The organism is Nocardioides sp. (assembly GCF_036493135.1).
In the GTDB taxonomy this organism is placed as follows: Bacteria; Actinomycetota; Actinomycetes; order Propionibacteriales; family Nocardioidaceae; genus Nocardioides.
Window position 1 is genome coordinate 1 of sequence record NZ_DASXQG010000080.1, and the last position, 16,392, is coordinate 16,392.

Sequence of the window (16,392 nt, forward strand, 5' to 3'; positions counted from 1 at the left end):
CGATCATCTTCTGGTAGATCGAGTAGTAGTGCTTGGGCCGGCCGGTCACCGTGGCCTTGACCTTCGCCTCCTTCAGGTCCACCTGGACCTGATCCTTGACCTGGGCGAGGAACTGGTCGCGAGACGGCGCCCGCTCGGCCACCATCCGCACGATCTCGTCGTAGATCTTCGGGTGGAGCGTCGCGAACGCGAGGTCCTCGAGCTCCCACTTGATCGTGTTCATGCCCAGCCGGTGGGCCAGCGGCGCGTAGATGTCGAGCGACTCGGTGGCCTGCCGCTCCTGCGTGGACTGCTTGACGTAGCGGACCGTGCGCATGTTGTGCAGGCGGTCGGCCAGCTTGATGACCAGGACCCGGATGTCGCGAGCCATCGCCACGATCATCTTCCGGATCGTCTCGGCCTGCGCCGTCTCGCCGTACTTGACCTTGTCCAGCTTGGTCACGCCGTCGACCAGCTGCGCGACCTCGTCGCCGAAGTCGGACCGCAGCTCGTCGAGGGTGTACGGCGTGTCCTCGACCGTGTCGTGGAGCAGGGCCGCCACCAGCGTGGGCTCGGTCATGCCGATGTCAGCGAGGATGGTGGCGACCGCGAGTGGGTGGGTGATGAAGGGGTCACCGCTCTTGCGCGACTGGGCAGCGTGCAGGTGCTCGGCCGTTCGGTAGGCCCGCTCGATCAGGGCGAGGTCGGCCTTGGGGTGGTTGGTACGGATCGAGCGGAACAGCGGCTCGAGCTCGGGTCGCTCGTTCTGGTTGCGGCCACCACCCATCCGGGCCAGCCGGTTGCGCACCGTCCGCGGCGACGGCAGTCGATCCGCGGCGCGCTCACGCGCGGACGGCCCACGCTCGGCAGCGCGTTCGGAGGTGGGCTCGACAGCAAGCTCGGCAGCGCGCTCCTGCGCCACCGGGATGCTGCCGTCGGTCGTCATACCCCGAGTCTACGGGCGTGCCGGTGCGCTCAGACGGTCATCAGGCTGGTGAGGGGCAGGTCGCCGATCGCCTCGCGGCCGGGCAGGAAGCTGAGGTCCATCAGGACGGCGACCGCATGCGCCACCGCACCGCTGCGCTCGACCAGGCGCCGCGTCGCCGCGACGGTGCCGCCGGTCGCGAGCACGTCGTCGACGAGCAGCACGCGGTCGCCGGCACCCAGCGCGTCCTGGTGCAGCTCGAGGGTGGCCTCGCCGTACTCCAGCGCGTAGGACTCCGAGTACGTCGCGCGCGGCAGCTTGCCGGCCTTCCGGACCGGCACCAGGCCGGCCCCGAGCGCCAGGGCGACCGGGGCGGCCAGGATGAAGCCGCGTGCCTCCATCCCGACGACGTGGTCGACGACACGCTGCCCGGTCTCGTCACGTCCCGCATCGGCCAGGGCCTCGACGACCAGGCCGAAGGCCACGGGGTCGGCGAGCACCGGCGTGATGTCCTTGAACACCACACCGGGTTCGGGGAAGTCCGGAACGTCGACCACCAAGCGGCGCAGAGCGTCGGTCGCAATCTCGGGTGAGGTGGTCGCGTCCGGACGCGTCACTTCTTGCCCCGCTTGGACTTCGACTTCCGGCTCGGCTGTGCGCGTCCGCTGGACGAGCTCGGCCGCACCGGCCCGCGCGACGGTGGTACGACGCGCCCGCGGCCGGTGGCGTCGGTGTTGGGCTGCGGCCGCGCACCGCCCGACCGGGCTGCCGCGGTCTGCTCCTCGCGGTCACCCGTGAGCGGTGCCTCGGCGGCGACCGGCATGTCGTCGGTGTAGACCGGCACTTGCGCGTAGGGGTCGACCTGGTGCCGACGGCGGGCCTTCACGCGCTTCTCGAGCTCCTGCACGTCGGGCTCGAGCGACTTCAGGTGCGCAAGCAGCGGCGTCGCGATGAAGATCGAGGAGTACGCACCCGCGGCCATGCCCACGAACAGAGCCAGCGCCAGGTCCTTCAAGGGGCCGGAGCCGAGCTGCACCGCACCGACGTACAAGATGGCGCCGACGGGGATCAGAGCGACGATCGAGGTGTTGATGGATCGCACCAGGGTCTGGTTCACCGCCAGGTTGGCGGCCTCGGCGTACGTCTGGTGGGTGGAGCGCAGGTTCTTGGTGTTCTCGCGGACCTTGTCGAAGACCACGACCGTGTCGTAGAGCGAGAAGCCCAGGATCGTCAGCACGCCGGTGACGGTCGCGGGCGTCACCTCGAACCCGGACAAGGCATAGATGCCCACCGTGATCAGGAGATCGTGCGAGAGCGCGACCATCGCCGCCACCGACATCTTCCATTGTCGGAAGTAGCCCCAGATCATCAAGGTGACCAGGACCAGGAACACGACCAGGCCGATGGCCGAGCGTTTCGCGACCTCCTTGCCCCAGCTCGGCCCGATCTCATCGGTGGAGATGTCGGCCTTGGTGACGCCGACCGACTGCTGGATCGTGGTCGAGATCTGGTTGCCCTCCGCCGGGGTCACCGGCTCGGTCTCGACGATGATGCTGTTCTTGCCGGCCGTGGTCACCACGACCTGCTGGGCCGCCGCGATGCCCGTGCCGGCGACGTCGTCGCGCAGCTGGTCGGCGTTGTCCTGGGTTGCCTCGTTCGCCGGCATCGACACCGTGAACTGCGCGCCGCCACGGAACTCGAGGCCGAAGTTCAGGCCCTTGAAGTAGAGCCCGAGCACCGCCGCGATGATGATCAGTCCGGAGATCGCGTACCAGACGCGGGTCTTGCCGACGAAGTCGACCGACTTGCGGCCGGTGTAGAGGTCGTTGCCGAGCCTGCTGAACTTGCCCATCAGGCCCGCCCTCCCGCCGGGAGACGGTCGAGGCCGAGGTTCTCCGCGTCGAGGCCGGAGAGCTTGTGACCCTTGTTGAAGAAGGAGAACCGGGCGAGCCAGGACACCATCGGCTTGGTGAACCAGAAGAACACCGCGAGGTCGATCAGCGTGGACAGGCCGAGCGCGAACGCGAAGCCCTTCACGACGCCGGCGGCGAAGACGTAGAGGACGACGGCGGCCAGGATCGACACCGAGTCGGCCGCGACACAGGTCGACCGCGCGCGGATCCAGCCGGCCTCGACCGCGACCCGCATCGACTTCCCCGATCTCATCTCGTCCCTGATGCGTTCGAAGAAAACGATGAAGGAGTCGGCGGTGATGCCGACCGCCACGATCAGTCCCGCGATGCCGGGCAGGGTGAGGGTGAAACCGGCACTCTTCGCCAGCAACAACACCAACGCGTACGTCGTGGCCGCGGCCACGACGAGCGACGCGATCACGACCAGGCCGAGGCCCCGGTAGTAGAGCAAGCAGTAGAGCATCACCAGGACGAGACCGGCGATGCCGGCGGTGATGCCGGCGGACAGCTGGTCGCCGGCCAGCGACGGGCCGATCACCTGGATCGTGGTCTTGCTCTTGTCGAAGCTGATCGGCAGGGCGCCGTACTTCAGGCCCGTGGCCAGGCTCTTGGCGCTGGACTCGGTGAAGTTGCCCGAGATCTGGGACGTGCCGTCGGAGATCACTGACTCGAAGTAGGGCGCCGAGATCACCTTGCCGTCGAGCACGATCGCGAAGGTCTTGGACTGGTCGCCGGCCATCGCTTGCGAGAGCGTGCGCTGGATGCTGGCGCCGTGGCTCTTCAGCTGGATGCCGACCGTCCACTGCACCTGGCCCTGCGCCGAGCCCGGCGGGTTGGCGGTGGCCGAGGAGATCTCGGTGCCTTCGATCTGCGCGGGTGACAGGAGGTACTTCTGGTACTGACCGGTCGTCGGGTCCTTCTGCGCGTCGCAGGTGACGAGCGGGATGGTCGGGTCGTCCACGACCGGCTTCTTGGCCGGGCAGGTGAAGGCGTTGTAGACGGCCACCGACTGGGGGTCGGGATTGGTCATCCAGGTCAGGGCGTCGCTGAACGCCTTCTTGTTGGCCTCGGTGTAGTTCACCTCCGACGTGGAGGTGGGCACGTTCGAGCTCGGTGTGGTCGTCGGCGACGAGCTCGGCTTGTTCTTGGTGTCGTGCTTGGACTTCCCGAGCAACGCCGGCGTGCGGTTCTTGCCGGTGGACTTGTCCTTGGGCTTGGCCGACTTGGTCGCGTTCGGCGAAGGAACCGTCGGGCCGCTCGGCGACGGCGCCGTCGAGGGGAGCGTCTGCGGTGTCGTCTGCGGCACTTGCGCCACGAGCCGGAAGCGGAGCCGGGCCTGCCGGATCACGGTCTCGACCAGGCTGCTCTGGGTGGAGCCCGGCACCTGGACGACGATCTCGTTGCTGCCCTGCGTGGTCACCTCGGCCTCGGAGACACCCGAGCCGTTGACGCGAGCGTCGATGATGTCCGCGGCCTGGTTGAGGTTGTCCTTGCTCACGCTTCCGTCGGCGATCAGCGTGATCTGGGTGCCGCCCTCGAGGTCGAGCCCGAGCGCCGGCCTCCAGGTGCCGACCAAGGCCACCAGGCCGTAGGCGATCGCCAACACGATGAAGAACACCGCCACGGTGCGTCCCGGGCGAGCGCTGTTGCGTGCCATCTACTTACTTCTCCTCCGGCTCGGCGGCAGGATCGACCACCGGCTCCGTGTTGTCGTCCCGAGCCACGGGGGTCATCACCTGGCCGACCGCAGCGCGGACGACGCGCAGGATCACACCCTCGGACACCTCGAGGTCCACCGTCTTCTCGTCCAACGACCGGAGAACGCCGATGATCCCCGAGGTCAGCATCACCTCGTCACCCACCGAGAGCGCGCCTTGCATCCGGCCCAGGGCCTGCTGCTTGCGCTGCTGCGGGCGGATCATCGCGATCCAGAAGAGCAACGCGATCCCGAGCAGGATCAGGAACGGCGCCACAGTGTCCACGACTTCCTAGCGATGGGGGTACGAGGTGCCGGCACGTCGCACAATGGGCCCGGCCGACCGAGGGTGAAGTGTAACCGGGGGTGTGGTCACAGCCACGAATCCACCCCGCTGTGAACCGGCCGGGGACCCCCTCAGGACTCGAAGAGCGTGGCCTCTCCGGCGAGGCCCGGCGGAGCCGGGGGCGGGGTGAGCCCGAGGTGCTCCCACGCCGCTTGGGTCGCGACGCGACCTCGCGGCGTACGGGCAAGGAAGCCGTTGCGCACCAGGAACGGTTCGGCGACCTCCTCCACGGTCTCGCGCTCCTCCGCCACGGCGACGGCGAGCGTGGAGATGCCGACCGGCCCTCCACCGAAACGGCGGCACAGCGCATCGAGCACGGCGCGGTCGAGCCGGTCTAGGCCGAGGGCGTCCACCTCGTAGAGGTCGAGCGCGCGGTGGGCGATCTCGCGGGTGACGAGCCCGTCGGCGCGGACCTGGGCGTAGTCGCGGACCCGGCGGAGCAGGCGGTTCGCGATGCGCGGGGTGCCACGCGAGCGGGACGCGATCTCGGCGGTGCCCTCCGCATCGGTCTCGACGCCGAGGAGTCCCGCCGAACGGCGGATGATCGTGTCGAGCTCGTCGGTCTCGTAGTACTCCAGCTGGGCGGTGAAGCCGAAGCGGTCGCGCAGCGGACCGGGCAGCAGCCCGGCCCGGGTCGTGGCGCCGACCAGGGTGAACGCCGGGATCTCCAGCGGGATCGCGGTCGCGCCGGGGCCCTTGCCGATCACCACGTCGACCCGGAAGTCCTCCATCGCGAGATAGAGCATCTCCTCGGCCGGACGCGCCATCCGGTGCAGCTCGTCGACGAAGAGGACATCGCCCTCGTTGAGCCCGGACAGGATGGCGGCCAGGTCGCCGGCGTGCGTGATCGCGGGCCCGCTGGTGAGGCGGAGCGGCGTCGACATCTCGGTCGCGATGATCATCGCGAGCGTGGTCTTGCCGAGTCCCGGTGGACCGGAGAGCAGGACGTGGTCGGGAGCGCGACCCCGGCGCCGGGCGGCCTCGAGGACCAGGCCCAGCTGGTCGCGCACCCGCTTCTGGCCGACCACCTCGTCGAGCGTGCGTGGCCGCAGCGCGGCCTCGACCGCCCGCTCGTCGCCCTCGGCCTCGGCCGTCGTCAACGACGCGAGGTAGGCCTCCTCATGTGCCACCAAGGGGTCGGACGCTGTCTCGTCGCGCGCCATGTCAGGCCCTGCTCAGGGTGCGCAGCGCTGAACGGAGGAGCGCCGCGACGTCCGGCTCCTCGCCGGCCAGGTCGGCGACGGACTCGATCGCCTTGTCGGCGTCCTTGGCCGTCCAGCCGAGACCGACCAGACCCTGACGCACCTGCTCGCGCCACGGCTCGGATGGCGCCGGCAGGCCCCCACCGGTCACGGACACCGGGAGCCCGATCCGGTCCTTCAGCTCGAGGATGATGCGTTGCGCGCCCTTCTGCCCGATGCCGGGCACCGCGGTGAGAGTGCGTACGTCGTCCCCCGCGACCGCACGGCGAACGGCGTCGGGTGTGAGCACCGCGAGCATCGCCTGCGCGAGCTTCGGTCCGACCCCACTGGCGGTCTGCACCAGCTCGAAGACCTGCTTCTCGTCCTCGTCGGCGAAGCCGAAGAGGGTCAGGGAGTCCTCGCGGACGATCATCGACGTCGGCAGGGTCGCGGTCTGCCCGGTGCGGAGCGTCGCCAAGGTGTTGGGCGTGCACATCAGCTCCAGGCCGACCCCGCCGACCTCCAGCACCGCACTGGTCAGGGTGACCGCGGCGACCTCGCCGCGCACGAACGCGATCACCGACGGCTCCGTCCGGCGGCGGCCAGCGCCGCGTCGATGCGGGCCTGCGCACCGCCCCGCCAGATGTGGGTGATCGCGAGCGCGAGCGCGTCTGCCGCGTCGGCCGGCTTCGGCGGCGCGTCGAGCCGCAGGATGCGGGTGACCATGGCGCCGACCTGGGCCTTGTTCGCGCGTCCACTGCCGGACACCGCGGCCTTGACCTCGGACGGCGTGTGCAGCGCGATCGGCAGGCCGCGACGCGCGGCCGCGACCATCGCGATCCCGCTGGCCTGGGCGGTGCCCATCACGGTGCTCGAGTCGGAGCGGGCGAAGACCCGCTCGATCGCGACCGCGTCGGGTCGGTGCTCGTCGAGCCAGGCCTCGATGCCCCGCTCGATGTGGACCAGTCGCTGCGAGACGTGCTCGTCGGCCGAGGTGCGCAGGACGTTGACGTCGACCAGGCGCACGGGCCTGCCGACCTCACCCTCGACGACACCCATGCCACACCTGGTCAGCCCGGGGTCGATCCCCAGCACCCGCATGCCGCCTCCTTGCCGCAGCCGACTCGTCCGAACACCTGTTCGCACGTCACGGTATCCGCGGGCGGCGACAGTACGGCGTACGACACGCAAGGGAGCAGCCGTTCGTGAGGAACGAACGAACGGCGTGGACGGTCGCAGGGGGCGACCCTCCTCACCACCGGACGGATCAAACGTCGAGGCCCGCCAGCACCTCGTCGGGGACGTCGACGTTGGTGAACACGTTCTGTACGTCGTCGAGGTCCTCGAGCGCGTCGACGAGTCGGAACACCTTGCCCGCAGCGTCGGCGTCGACCGGGATGTCCATGGTCGCCACGAACTGCACCTCGGCCGAGTCGTAGTCGATGGAGGAGTCCTGCAGAGCGCTGCGCACCGAGACCACGTCGGTCGCCTCCGAGACCACCTCGAAGGAGTCGTCGAGGTCGTTGACGTCCTCGACGCCGGAGTCCAGCGCCGCCTCGAGCACGTCGTCCTCGCTGACCTCGCGCGCCTCCTGCGTCTTCGGCACGATCACGACGCCCTTGCGGTTGAAGAGCCGGGAGACGGAGCCCGGGTCGGCCATGGTGCCGCCGTTGCGGGTCACCGCGGTGCGGACCTCCATGGCCGCGCGGTTCCGGTTGTCGGTGAGGCACTCGACCAGGAAGGCGACGCCCTGCGGGCCGTAGACCTCGTACATGATCGTGGAGTACTCGGCAGCGCCGGCCTCGGCACCCGAGCCGCGCTTGACGGCGCGCTCGATGTTGTCGTTGGGGACCGAGGACTTCTTCGCCTTCTGGATGGCGTCGTAGAGAGTCGGGTTGCCCGCGGGGTCTCCGCCGCCCATCTTCGCAGCGACCTCGATGTTCTTGATCAGCTTGGCGAACATCTTGCCGCGACGGGCGTCGACGACGGCCTTCTTGTGCTTGGTGGTGGCCCATTTCGAGTGGCCGGACATGCGAACCTCTTCGTTGCTCAGTCTGTGTCTGTGCCCGTGGTCAGGCATCTCGACGACACCAGGTCGACGAACATCCGGTGGATCCTGTCGTCTCCGCCCACCTCCGGGTGGAACGACGTCGCCATCAGCGACCCCTGCCGGACGGCCACGATCCTACCGGCGGCGGCACCCGCGGCGGAGTCGTCGTCGATCCGGGCGAGCACCTCGACGCCGGGTCCTGCCTGCTCGACCCACGGCGCCCGGATGAAGATCGCGTGGACCGGGTCGTCGAGCCCGGCGAAGTCCAGGTCGCCCTCGAAGGAGGCGACCTGCCGCCCGAAGGCGTTCCGGCGGACGGTGATGTCGAGGCCGCCGAGCGTCTCCTGGTCGGCCGTGCCGTCCTCGACGCGGTCGGCGAGCATGATCATCCCGGCGCAGGTGCCGAAGACCGGCATCCCCTCCTTGACCCGCTGCCGGATCGGCTCGAAGAGGTCGAAGGTGCGCGCCAGCTTGAACATCGTGGTGGACTCCCCGCCGGGGATGACCAGCCCGTCGCACTGCTCGAGCTCACCGAGACGCCGTACGCCCATGGCGTGCGCGCCGACCGCGTCGAGCACGCGCAGGTGCTCGCGGACGTCTCCCTGGAGCGCGAAGACGCCGATGGTCGGGCTCATGGCGTGCGAGCGCGGCTCACCAGCCGCGCTCGGCCAGCCGATGCGGCTGCGGGATCTCGTCGACGTTGATGCCGACCATCGCCTCACCGAGCCCCCGGCTGACCTTGGCGACCACGTCGGGGTCGTCGTAGAACGTCGTGGCCTTGACGATCGCCTCGGCCCGCTCCGCCGGGTTGCCGGACTTGAAGATGCCGGAGCCGACGAAGACGCCCTCGGCGCCCAGCTGCATCATCATCGCTGCGTCGGCGGGCGTGGCGATGCCACCGGCGGTGAACAGCACGACCGGCAGCTTGCCGGCGACCGCGACCTCGCGGACCAGGTCGTACGGCGCCTGCAGCTCCTTGGCCGCGACGTACAGCTCGTCCTCGCTGAGTCCGTGGAGACGCCTCATCTCGGCGCCGATGGTGCGCATGTGGGTGACCGCGTTGGAGACGTCGCCGGTGCCGGCCTCGCCCTTGGAGCGGATCATGGCGGCACCCTCGGTGAGGCGCCGCAGGGCCTCGCCGAGGTTGGTGGCGCCGCACACGAACGGCACGGTGAACTGCCACTTGTCGATGTGGTTGGCGTAGTCGGCCGGGGTCAGCACCTCAGACTCGTCGATGTAGTCGACGCCGAGGCTCTGCAGCACCTGTGCCTCGGCGAAGTGGCCGATCCGGGCCTTCGCCATCACCGGGATCGAGACGGCCTCGATGATCCCGTCGATCATGTCCGGGTCGCTCATCCGCGAGACGCCCCCTTGGGCGCGGATGTCGGCGGGAACCCGCTCGAGCGCCATCACCGCAACGGCACCGGCGTCCTCGGCGATCTTCGCCTGCTCGGCGGTGACGACGTCCATGATCACGCCGCCCTTGAGCATCTCGGCCATGCCGCGCTTCACGCGGGTGGTGCCGATGCCCTCGACAGCGCTGGTGGTGCTTTCGGTCGTGCTCTCAGCCATGCTCCCATCGTAGGACTGACTGGTCGTTCACCCCTACTCGGCAGGGGGTGGCAGAGCCAGGGACTGACGGCGTACGACGAGGATCCGCTGCACGACGGTGATCGTGCTCGCCACCGCCAGCACGCCGAGCGTGATCGGGATCAGCCACAGCACACCGTCCCCGACCCCGAGGTGGCGCAACAGGTCGGCGAGGCCGGTCATGAACAGGATCGACACCAGCCGGTCGGAGCGCTCGGCGATCCCGACCTTGGCCTGCATGCCGAGCGACTCGGCGCGGGCTCGGGCGTACGACGTCACCGACCCCATGGTCAGGCAGTAGATCGCCAGCGCGGCCCGCCACTCGCTGTCGCCCGGCCCGATGTAGTACAGCGCCAGGCCACCGAAGATCGCGGCGTCGCCGAGGCGGTCGAGGGTGGAGTCGAGGAAGGCACCGAACGGCGAGAGCTGGCCGCTGGTGCGCGCCATGTAGCCGTCGATCATGTCGCTGAACACGAACGCCGTGATCACCAGGACGCCGGCCAGCAGCCAGCCCTGCGGGAAGCAGACCAGGGCTCCGGCACAGACGCCCAGGGTCCCGACGAGCGTCACGGCGTTCGGGCTCACTCCCATCCGGAGAAGGAGGTCACCCAGCGGCGCCCAGACGTTGGTCCAGAACTGGCGGAAGCGTTCGAGCATGGTGGCAGCACGGTAGCGAGACACCGTCCCGGACGGTTGGCGCGGTACCCAGGGGCGGGGTTCGAGCGCCGAGGTGTCCCGCGCCGCGCGGAGTACGGTGGGCGGGCGGAGTCATTCAGGCTCCCGACGATGGAGCCAGCATGAGCGACAAGTCGCCGCGGCAGAACATGTCCAAGAAGTCCACGAAGTCGATCAAGGAGAAGCGCGCGGAGAAGCGCGCGAAGGGGCACCCGGAGTCGCTGTCAGACCAGTTCCACCCCAGCAAGAAGAAGTGAGCCTGCTCCAGCTGGGCCTGATCGGGCGATCTGCCAAGGAGAACGAGCACCGGCTGCCGATCCATCCCGACCACCTGTCGCGCCTGGACCCGGACCTCGCAGCGCGGGTCACCCTCGAGCACGGGTACGGCGCGACGTTCGGCCGCTCCGACGCCGAGCTCGCCCCTCATGTCGCCGGCTTCGCCGCGCGCGACGAGCTGTTCGAGCAATCCGAAGTGGTGCTCCTGCTCAAGCCGCAGCTCGAGGACGCGGCGGCTCTCCGCCCGGGCACGACTCTGTGGGGATGGCCGCACTGCGTCCAGGATCGCAAGCTCACCCAGATCGCGATCGACCGCGAGCTCACCCTGATCGCCTTCGAGGCGATGAACCACTGGACGCGCGACGACACGGTCGGCCTCCACGTCTTCCACAAGAACAACGAGCTCGCCGGCTACTGCTCGGTCCTGCACGCCCTCCGGCTGATCGGCGCCACCGGCGACTACGGACGACGCCTGACCGCGGTCGTGATCGGTTTCGGCGCCACGGCCCGCGGTGCGGTGACCGCGTTGAGCGCGCTCGGGATCCACGAGGTGTCGGTGCTGACCACCCGCGGTGTCGCCGCCGTCGCCTCACCCATCCACTCGGTACGGATCGTCCACTTCGACCACGACGCGGACGGCGGTCCGAGCCTGGTGTTCACCGACGACGGCAAGGTCCCGCTGGCACCCTTCCTCGCCGAGCGCGACATCGTCGTCAACTGCACCTTCCAGGACCCGTCGGCGCCGCTGCTCTATCTGCGCACGGAGGACCTTCCTGCCTTCCGTCCCGGGTCGCTGATCGTGGACGTGTCGTGCGACGAAGGGATGGCCTTCGACTGGGCCCGCCCCACGACGTTCGACGAGCCGATGTTCGACGTCGGCGAGCGCGTGCACTACTACGCCGTGGACCACACACCGTCGTACCTGTGGGACTCCGCGACGTGGGACATCAGCGAAGCGGTGCTTCCGTTCCTCCGCCCGGTTCTCGAGGGTCCGGTCAGCTGGGAGGCCGACGAGACCCTCCGCCGCGCCATCGAGATCCAGGACGGCCGCATCCTCAACCCGGCCATCCTCGACTTCCAGGGACGCAGCGAGGAGCACCCGTACGTCGCCGGCTGAACGGTCGAGATCACCCCCCACTTGACAGCACGCGATCCCCAGGTCATTCTCCTAATCATGTTAGTTGCCCCTAACGAGGATAGGCAGCTCGACCGACGGGCGGCGCGCCGCGACCAGACCCGCCGCGAGATCCTGGACGCTGCCTGGGAGGTGGCCCGGGCACAGGGCCTGACCGGGCTCACCCTTCGCGACGTCGCTACCCGGGTCGGGATGCGGGCACCGTCTCTCTACTCCCACTTCGACTCCAAGCACGCGATCTACGACGCGATGTACGCCGAGGCGTGGACGGCGTACCAGGAGGTCAAGGTCTGGGAGGAGGCACAGCTCACCGACGACATGCGGTCCTGTGCCCACCTCATCGCCCGGACCTTCTTCGACTTCGCGATCGCCGACCCGGCCCGGTACCAGCTGATGAACCAGCGGGTGATCCCCGGCTTCACACCGAGCCCCGAGAGCTATGCCCCGGCCGTGCGGGTGCTGGAGGCGGCGCTTCAGATCTCCGCTGAGCGCGGGGTCACCGATCCGGACGACCTCATGCTGCTGCTCGCGATCATCGGCGGGCTCATCGACCAGCAGCTCGCCAACGATCCGGGTGGGGACCGTTTCGCCCGGATGATCCCGCGTGCCGTCGACATGTGGGCCGACGGCCTCGGGTTGCCCCGCACCACCGATCCGAAGGACCGCACATGAACACCACCCACTCCGGCACCGCCGCCCCCGACCTCGTCGCGCCGGCGCTCGACCACCGGACCGCGATGCGGCTGGCCGCGACGGAGTACCGCCGGATGGCAGACTTCCTCGCCGCGTTGGAGCCGGACGACTGGGCCCGCCCGACCGACTGCCCCGGCTGGGACGTGCGCCAGATGGGGTGCCACATGGTCGGCATGGCCGCCATGGCGACCGGCCCGCGGGAGCAGAAGCGGCAGCTGCGGCTCGCCGCGGCCGAGGTCACCGCGCAGGGCGACACCTTGCTCGACGCGCTCACCGGACTCCAGGTCTCCGAGCGCGAGAGATGGACGCCGGCCGAGGTCGTGGCCGGCGCGCGGAAGGTCGGTCCGAAGGCCGCACGCGGCCGAAGGCTCACGCCGGGCTTCGTACGCCGTCGGCAGCTGCCCGCCCCCCAGACCGTCCGCGGACGGGTCGAGCACTGGTCGATCGGGTTCCTCGTCGACGTGATCCTCACGCGCGACCCGTGGATGCACCGGATGGACATCGCGCACGCCGTCGGCCGCGAGCCGGTGCTGACCGCGGAGCACGACGGAGTGATCGTCGCGGACGTCGTCGCGGAGTGGGCCCGGCGCCACGGCTGGCCGTACCGGCTGAGGTTGAACGGCCCGGCCGGCGGGACGTGGTCGTCCGGCACCGGCGGGCAGGAGCTCGAGATGGACGCCGTCGAGTTCTGCCGGGTGCTGTCCGGCCGTGGGAGCGGCGGGGACCTGCTCGCCGTCCAGGTGCCCTTCTGAGGAGCAGTCAGTCGGTCCAGGCGTCGGCGAGGAGCCGCCGCGTGTCCTGCAGCAGCTCCGGCAGGGTCTTCGTGTGCCCGATCACGGTCATGAAGTTCTGGTCGCCCATCCACCGCGGTACGACGTGCTGGTGGAGGTGCGCGGCGATCCCGGCCCCGCCCGCGGAGCCCTGGTTGATGCCCAGGTTGAAGCCCTCCGCCCGCGAGACCGACCGCAGCGTGCGCATCGCGGCTTTCGTCATTGCCGCGATCTCGGCGGCCTCGTCGTGGGTCGTGTCGGTGTAGTCCGCGATGTGGCGGTACGGGCAGATCATCAGGTGGCCCGGGGTATAGGGGTACAGGTTCAGCACTGCGTACGCCGCCCCGCCGCGGCGTACCACCAGGAACCGTTCGTCGTGTCCCTCCTGCGGGATCCGGCAGAACGGGCACTCCCCCGCCGAGTCGTCGACCGGCTTGCTCTCACCCCGGATGTAGGCCATCCGGTACGGCGTCCACAGCCGCTCGAGCCCGTCCCGCGCGCCGATGCCGTCCTCGTGCAGGGGCTCCATGGGGACACTCTAGGGACGCTCGGCGCGGGCCTAGGCTCGGCCCATGACGGACCCGATCCTGCGCCCGGCGACCGCCGACGACGTGGACGCGATCGCCACCTTGTTCCACGAGGGGTGGCACGACGTCCATCCCGGACGCGTGCCCGACGGCCTCACCGAACGGCGTACGTCGCAGGCCTTCCACGACCGCGTCGCGCAGCGGGTGGCCGAGACCGACGAGACGATCGTCGCGGCGGTCGACGGCACCATCGCCGGCTTCGTCATGGTCTCCGGCGACGAGGCCGAGCAGTTGTACGTCGACCGGGCGTTCCGGGGTTCGGGTGCGGCGGCACTCCTGCTCAGCGAGGCGGAGCGGCAGATCGCGGCCGGCGGGCACGACGTCGCCTGGCTCGCGGTGGTCCGGGGCAACGCTCGCGCCCAGGCCTTCTACGCCAAGCAGGGCTGGGTCGACGAGGGCGACTTCGACTACCCGGTGACGGCGCTCGGCGAGCACTACATCTCGCCGTGCCGGAAGTTCACCAAGCGGGTGCGCTGAGGGACGTCATACGTTCTGGTCGCTCTAGCGACCAGAACGTATGACGTCCGACCTGTTCAGACCTGCTCGCGCGACGCCACCGCCGCGGCGACCCGCTCGATCGCGTCGTCTATCGGGACGCCGTTGTCCTGGTGGCCGTCGCGGTAGCGGAAGGACACGGCGCCGGCCTCGACGTCCTGGTCGCCGGCGATCACCATGAACGGCACCTTCTGCAGCTGGGCGTTCCGGATCTTCTTCTGCATCCGGTCGTCGGAGTCGTCGATCTCGACCCGGAGCCCGCGCTCGGCCATCCGCTTCGCGACGTCCTCGAGGTAGGCGACGTGCCGCTCGGCGATCGGGATGCCCTGCACCTGCACCGGCGACAGCCACGGCGGGAACGCACCCGCGTAGTGCTCCACCAGCACCCCGATGAAGCGCTCGATCGAGCCGAACTTGGCGGAGTGGATCATCACCGGCTGCTGGTGGGTGCCGTCGGCTGCGACGTACTCCAGGCCGAAGCCGGCGGGTTGGCTGAAGTCGTACTGCACCGTCGACAGCTGCCAGGCGCGGCCGATCGCGTCCTTGGCCTGGACCGAGATCTTCGGACCGTAGAACGCCGCGCCCCCCGGGTCGGCGACCAGGTCGAGACCCGACTCGTCGGCGGCCTGCTGCAGGATCGCGGTGGCGACCGCCCACTCCTCATCAGACCCTTGGAACTTCTCCTTGTTCGTGTCGTCGCGGGTCGACAGCTCGAGGTAGAAGTCGTCCAGCCCGAAGTCGCGGAACAGCCCGAGGCAGAAGTTCAGCAGGTGCTTGATCTCGTCGCCGGCCTGCTCCGGGGTCACGTAGGAGTGCGAGTCGTCCTGGGACATCCCACGCACGCGGGTGAGCCCACCGACGACGCCGGACTTCTCGTAGCGGTACACGCCCCCGAACTCGAACAGCCGCAGCGGCAGCTCGCGATAGGACCGACCGCGCGACTGGTAGATGAGGTTGTGCATCGGGCAGTTCATCGCCTTGAGCTGGTACTTCGCGCCCTCGAGGTCCATCGGCGGGTACATGGTGTCGGCGTAGTAGGGCAGATGCCCGGACGTGTGGAAGAGTCCGTCCTTGGAGATGTGCGGCGTACTGACGTAGGAGAAGCCCTCCTCGATGTGCCGCTGGCGGACGTAGTCCTCCATCACCCGCCGGATGACGCCGCCCTTGGGGTGGAAGACCACCAAGCCGGGGCCGAGCTCCTCGGGGAACGAGTACAGGTCGAGCTCGCGGCCGAGCTTGCGGTGGTCGCGCTTCTCGGCCTCCTCCAGCTGGTGGAGGTACGCCGCGAGGGCGTCCTTGCTCTCCCACGCGGTGCCGTAGATGCGCTGGAGCTGCTTGTTCTTCTCGTTGCCCCGCCAGTACGCCGCGGCGGTGCGCATCAGCTTGAACGCCGGGATGCGCTTGGTGGTCGGCAGGTGCGGGCCGCGGCACAGGTCCTTCCAGGCGAGCTCGCCGTCGCGGCGCAGGTTGTCGTAGATGGTCAGCTCGGAGCCACCTACCTCGACGCTTGCTCCCTCGGCCGCGTCCTCGCCGTGCCCGGACCCCTTGAGTCCGATCAGCTCGAGCTTGTACGGCTCGTCCTTCAGCTCGTCGAGCGCCTCGGCGTCGGCCACCGGCCGCCGCGAGAACCGTTGACCCTCCTTGATGATCTTGCGCATCGCGGTCTCGATCTTCTCGAGGTCCTCGGGCACGAACGGGGTGTCGACGTCGAAGTCGTAGTAGAAGCCGTTCTCGACCGGCGGTCCGATCCCGAGCCGGGCGTCGGGCCACAGCTGCTGCACCGCCTGCGCCAGCACGTGCGCGGTCGAGTGCCGCAGGATGTCGCGACCGTCCTTGCTGTCGATGGCGACCGGTTCGACCTCGTCACCCTCGTGCAGCTCGTAGGCGAGGTCGCGCAGCACTCCGCCGACCCGCGCTGCGATCACGGAGCTGTCGTCGGCGTACAGCTCCCAGGCCTTGGTGCCCGTCGTGACCGTCCGCTCCTCACGCGCATCGGCGTGGGCGAGGACGATCTCGAGGTCGGACACGACTGCTCCTGGTGGCTGGGAATGGGACCCGTCGATCGTATCCACGGTCGTTCT

At 69.5% G+C, this 16,392-nt stretch carries 19 protein-coding genes; 5 read left to right on the forward strand and 14 right to left on the reverse strand.

Annotated features, from left to right (window positions below; translation table 11 throughout):
* From VGJ24_RS15080 to pgsA, 12 genes are all read right to left on the reverse strand, one after another.
* On the reverse strand, positions 1-766 hold a 766-nt coding region (locus VGJ24_RS15080), incomplete at its 3' end, for an HD domain-containing protein (RefSeq protein WP_331501486.1).
* Positions 767-954: 188 nt separating this feature from the next.
* On the reverse strand, positions 955-1,521 hold the full coding sequence (locus tag VGJ24_RS15085; protein ID WP_414691096.1) for an adenine phosphoribosyltransferase: 567 nt from the start codon (positions 1,519-1,521) through the stop codon (positions 955-957).
* Positions 1,518-2,756: a protein translocase subunit SecF gene (gene secF / locus VGJ24_RS15090; protein WP_331501455.1), complete on the reverse strand. Its 1,239-nt coding sequence runs from the start codon at positions 2,754-2,756 to the stop codon at positions 1,518-1,520. The genes VGJ24_RS15085 and secF overlap by 4 nt, the downstream gene beginning before the upstream one ends.
* Complete coding sequence (secD, locus tag VGJ24_RS15095; RefSeq protein ID WP_331501456.1) at positions 2,756-4,474, reverse strand: protein translocase subunit SecD; 1,719 nt, start codon at positions 4,472-4,474, stop codon at positions 2,756-2,758. Before secD ends, secF begins: the two co-directional genes overlap by 1 nt.
* A 4-nt stretch (positions 4,475-4,478) precedes the next feature.
* Positions 4,479-4,799, reverse strand: coding sequence for a preprotein translocase subunit YajC (gene yajC, locus VGJ24_RS15100; RefSeq protein WP_331501457.1), 321 nt, complete (start codon positions 4,797-4,799; stop codon positions 4,479-4,481).
* Between the two features lie 131 nt (positions 4,800-4,930).
* Positions 4,931-6,022, reverse strand: a complete 1,092-nt coding sequence (ruvB, locus tag VGJ24_RS15105; RefSeq protein ID WP_331501458.1) for a Holliday junction branch migration DNA helicase RuvB — start codon at positions 6,020-6,022, stop codon at positions 4,931-4,933.
* Position 6,023: 1 nt separating this feature from the next.
* Entirely contained in the window at positions 6,024-6,620 is a 597-nt protein-coding gene (gene ruvA / locus VGJ24_RS15110; protein WP_331501459.1) for a Holliday junction branch migration protein RuvA, read from the reverse strand.
* Entirely contained in the window at positions 6,617-7,132 is a 516-nt protein-coding gene (gene ruvC, locus VGJ24_RS15115; protein ID WP_331501488.1) for a crossover junction endodeoxyribonuclease RuvC, read from the reverse strand. Before ruvC ends, ruvA begins: the two co-directional genes overlap by 4 nt.
* 175 nt (positions 7,133-7,307) lie before the next feature.
* Positions 7,308-8,072: a YebC/PmpR family DNA-binding transcriptional regulator gene (locus VGJ24_RS15120; RefSeq protein ID WP_331501460.1), complete on the reverse strand. Its 765-nt coding sequence runs from the start codon at positions 8,070-8,072 to the stop codon at positions 7,308-7,310.
* Between the two features lie 17 nt (positions 8,073-8,089).
* Complete coding sequence (gene pdxT / locus VGJ24_RS15125; protein WP_331501461.1) at positions 8,090-8,725, reverse strand: pyridoxal 5'-phosphate synthase glutaminase subunit PdxT; 636 nt, start codon at positions 8,723-8,725, stop codon at positions 8,090-8,092.
* A 16-nt stretch (positions 8,726-8,741) separates the two neighbouring features.
* Entirely contained in the window at positions 8,742-9,662 is a 921-nt protein-coding gene (gene pdxS, locus VGJ24_RS15130; RefSeq protein ID WP_331501462.1) for a pyridoxal 5'-phosphate synthase lyase subunit PdxS, read from the reverse strand.
* A 33-nt stretch (positions 9,663-9,695) separates the two neighbouring features.
* A complete protein-coding gene (pgsA, locus tag VGJ24_RS15135) occupies positions 9,696-10,337 on the reverse strand; it encodes a phosphatidylinositol phosphate synthase (RefSeq protein WP_331501463.1) in 642 nt (213 codons plus the stop codon).
* Positions 10,338-10,477: 140 nt separating this feature from the next.
* Here pgsA and VGJ24_RS15140 point away from each other — a divergent pair, with 140 nt between their 5' ends.
* From VGJ24_RS15140 to VGJ24_RS15155, 4 genes are read left to right on the forward strand one after another with little or no spacing between them, the layout of a single operon-like run.
* Complete coding sequence (locus VGJ24_RS15140; RefSeq protein ID WP_331501464.1) at positions 10,478-10,612, forward strand: hypothetical protein; 135 nt, start codon at positions 10,478-10,480, stop codon at positions 10,610-10,612.
* Positions 10,609-11,748, forward strand: coding sequence for a N(5)-(carboxyethyl)ornithine synthase (locus VGJ24_RS15145; protein WP_331501465.1), 1,140 nt, complete (start codon positions 10,609-10,611; stop codon positions 11,746-11,748). The genes VGJ24_RS15140 and VGJ24_RS15145 overlap by 4 nt, the downstream gene beginning before the upstream one ends.
* A gap of 57 nt (positions 11,749-11,805) precedes the next feature.
* On the forward strand, positions 11,806-12,438 hold the full coding sequence (locus VGJ24_RS15150) for a TetR/AcrR family transcriptional regulator (protein ID WP_331501466.1): 633 nt from the start codon (positions 11,806-11,808) through the stop codon (positions 12,436-12,438).
* Entirely contained in the window at positions 12,435-13,211 is a 777-nt protein-coding gene (locus VGJ24_RS15155; RefSeq protein ID WP_331501467.1) for a maleylpyruvate isomerase family mycothiol-dependent enzyme, read from the forward strand. The genes VGJ24_RS15150 and VGJ24_RS15155 overlap by 4 nt, the downstream gene beginning before the upstream one ends.
* Positions 13,212-13,218: 7 nt before the next feature.
* On the opposite strand, the gene VGJ24_RS15160 is transcribed toward VGJ24_RS15155, so the two are convergent.
* Positions 13,219-13,758 (reverse strand): HIT domain-containing protein, encoded by a 540-nt coding sequence (locus VGJ24_RS15160; protein ID WP_331501468.1) that lies wholly within the window; start codon positions 13,756-13,758, stop codon positions 13,219-13,221.
* Between the two features lie 43 nt (positions 13,759-13,801).
* On the opposite strand from VGJ24_RS15160, the gene VGJ24_RS15165 reads away from it, so the two are divergent.
* Complete coding sequence (locus VGJ24_RS15165; RefSeq protein ID WP_331501469.1) at positions 13,802-14,293, forward strand: GNAT family N-acetyltransferase; 492 nt, start codon at positions 13,802-13,804, stop codon at positions 14,291-14,293.
* Between the two features lie 56 nt (positions 14,294-14,349).
* Here the strand turns inward: VGJ24_RS15165 and thrS are convergent, their stop codons facing one another.
* Positions 14,350-16,338 carry a threonine--tRNA ligase gene (gene thrS, locus VGJ24_RS15170; protein ID WP_331501470.1) on the reverse strand — a complete coding sequence of 663 codons (1,989 nt, stop codon included), beginning with the start codon at positions 16,336-16,338 and terminating at the stop codon, positions 14,350-14,352.
* Positions 16,339-16,392: the final 54 nt, after the last annotated feature.